General features: G+C 57.8%; 2 rRNA genes. Both read left to right on the top strand.

Going from position 1 to position 2,854, the window contains the following annotated elements:
- Positions 1-688 (top strand): 16S ribosomal RNA (locus ABEA26_RS35610); the annotation flags it as partial.
- 308 nt (positions 689-996) lie between these two features.
- Positions 997-2,854: ribosomal RNA gene (locus ABEA26_RS35615) — 23S ribosomal RNA — on the top strand; the annotation flags it as partial.

Here is a 2,854-nt window from a genome sequence, read left to right on the forward strand (position 1 = left end):
ACGCATTAAGTGCCCCGCCTGGGGAGTACGGCCGCAAGGCTAAAACTCAAAGGAATTGACGGGGGCCCGCACAAGCGGCGGAGCATGTGGCTTAATTCGACGCAACGCGAAGAACCTTACCAAGGCTTGACATACACCGGAAAGCATCAGAGATGGTGCCCCCCTTGTGGTCGGTGTACAGGTGGTGCATGGCTGTCGTCAGCTCGTGTCGTGAGATGTTGGGTTAAGTCCCGCAACGAGCGCAACCCTTGTCCCGTGTTGCCAGCAAGCCCTTCGGGGTGTTGGGGACTCACGGGAGACCGCCGGGGTCAACTCGGAGGAAGGTGGGGACGACGTCAAGTCATCATGCCCCTTATGTCTTGGGCTGCACACGTGCTACAATGGCCGGTACAATGAGCTGCGATACCGCGAGGTGGAGCGAATCTCAAAAAGCCGGTCTCAGTTCGGATTGGGGTCTGCAACTCGACCCCATGAAGTCGGAGTCGCTAGTAATCGCAGATCAGCATTGCTGCGGTGAATACGTTCCCGGGCCTTGTACACACCGCCCGTCACGTCACGAAAGTCGGTAACACCCGAAGCCGGTGGCCCAACCCCTTGTGGGAGGGAGCTGTCGAAGGTGGGACTGGCGATTGGGACGAAGTCGTAACAAGGTAGCCGTACCGGAAGGTGCGGCTGGATCACCTCCTTTCTAAGGAGCACTTCTTACCGAGTCCTTCGGGGCGAGGTCAGAGGCCAGTACATCGGCGAATGTCTGATGCTGGTTGCTCATGGGTGGAACGTTGACTATTCGGCACACTTGACCTGATCTTCTCGCTAGTACTGCTTCGGCGTGGAATGTGAGAGAGAAGGCAAGAGTGTCGGGCACGCTGTTGGGTGTCTGAGGGTACGGCCGTGAGGTCGCCTTCAGTGCCGGCCCCAGTGCACTCGAGCTACTGGCTCGGGGTGATGGGTGGTTGGTCGTTGTTTGAGAACTGCACAGTGGACGCGAGCATCTGTGGCCAAGTTTTTAAGGGCGCACGGTGGATGCCTTGGCACCAGGAACCGATGAAGGACGTGGGAGGCCACGATAGTCCCCGGGGAGCCGTCAACCAGGCTTTGATCCGGGGGTTTCCGAATGGGGAAACCCGGCAGTCGTCATGGGCTGTCACCCGCTGCTGAACACATAGGCAGTGTGGAGGGAACGCGGGGAAGTGAAACATCTCAGTACCCGCAGGAAGAGAAAACAACCGTGATTCCGGGAGTAGTGGCGAGCGAAACCGGATGAGGCTAAACCGTATACGTGTGAGACCCGGCAGGGGTTGCGTGTGCGGGGTTGTGGGATCTCTCTTCCACGGTCTGCCGGCCGTGGGGCGAGTCAGAAACCGTTGATGTAGGCGAAGGACATGCGAAAGGTCCGGCGTAGAGGGTAAGACCCCCGTAGTCGAAACATTAGCGGCTCGTTTGAGAGACACCCAAGTAGCACGGGGCCCGAGAAATCCCGTGTGAATCTGGCGGGACCACCCGCTAAGCCTAAATATTCCCTGGTGACCGATAGCGGATAGTACCGTGAGGGAATGGTGAAAAGTACCGCGGGAGCGGAGTGAAATAGTACCTGAAACCGTGTGCCTACAAGCCGTGGGAGCGTCGGACATCAAGCTTGCTTGGTGTCTCGTGACTGCGTGCCTTTTGAAGAATGAGCCTGCGAGTTTGCGGTGTGTTGCGAGGTTAACCCGAGTGGGGAAGCCGTAGCGAAAGCGAGTCCGAACAGGGCGTTTCAGTAGCACGCTCAAGACCCGAAGCGGAGTGATCTAGCCATGGGCAGGTTGAAGCGGAGGTAAGACTTCGTGGAGGACCGAACCCACCAGGGTTGAAAACCTGGGGGATGACCTGTGGTTAGGGGTGAAAGGCCAATCAAACTCCGTGATAGCTGGTTCTCCCCGAAATGCATTTAGGTGCAGCGTCGTGTGTTTCTTGCCGGAGGTAGAGCACTGGATAGGCGATGGGCCCTACCGGGTTACTGACCTTAGCCAAACTCCGAATGCCGGTAAGTGAGAGCACGGCAGTGAGACTGTGGGGGATAAGCTCCATGGTCGAGAGGGAAACAGCCCAGAGCATCGACTAAGGCCCCTAAGCGTACGCTAAGTGGGAAAGGATGTGGAGTCGCACAGACAACCAGGAGGTTGGCTTAGAAGCAGCCACCCTTGAAAGAGTGCGTAATAGCTCACTGGTCTAGTGATTCCGCGCCGACAATGTAGCGGGGCTCAAGCGTACCGCCGAAGTCGTGTCATTGCAGCAATACGGCCAACGCCGGCTGTGATGGGTAGGGGAGCGTCGTGTGCCGGGTGAAGCAGCCGCGGAAGCGAGTTGTGGACGGTTCACGAGTGAGAATGCAGGCATGAGTAGCGATACAAACGTGAGAAACGTTTGCGCCGATTGACTAAGGGTTCCTGGGTCAAGCTGATCTGCCCAGGGTAAGTCGGGACCTAAGGCGAGGCCGACAGGCGTAGTCGATGGATAACCGGTTGATATTCCGGTACCCGCTGTGAAGCGTCAAACATCGAACCAGGCGATGCTAAGGCCGTGAAGCCGTTCCGGACCCTTCGGGGAAAGGAAAGTGGTGGAGCCGCCGAACCAGACTTGCAGTAGGTGAGTGATGGGGTGACGCAGGAAGGTAGTCCATCCCGGGCGGTGGTTGTCCCGGGGTAAGGGTGTAGGCCGTGCGATAGGTAAATCCGTCGTACATGTGGCTGAGACCTGATGCCGAGCCGATTGTGGTGAAGTGGATGATCCTATGCTGTCGAGAAAAGCCTCTAGCGAGTTTCATGGCGGCCCGTACCCTAAACCGACTCAGGTGGTCAGGTAGAGAATACCGAGG

The organism is Streptomyces marokkonensis, from assembly GCF_039539045.1.
GTDB classification, from domain to species: Bacteria; Actinomycetota; Actinomycetes; order Streptomycetales; family Streptomycetaceae; genus Streptomyces; species Streptomyces marokkonensis.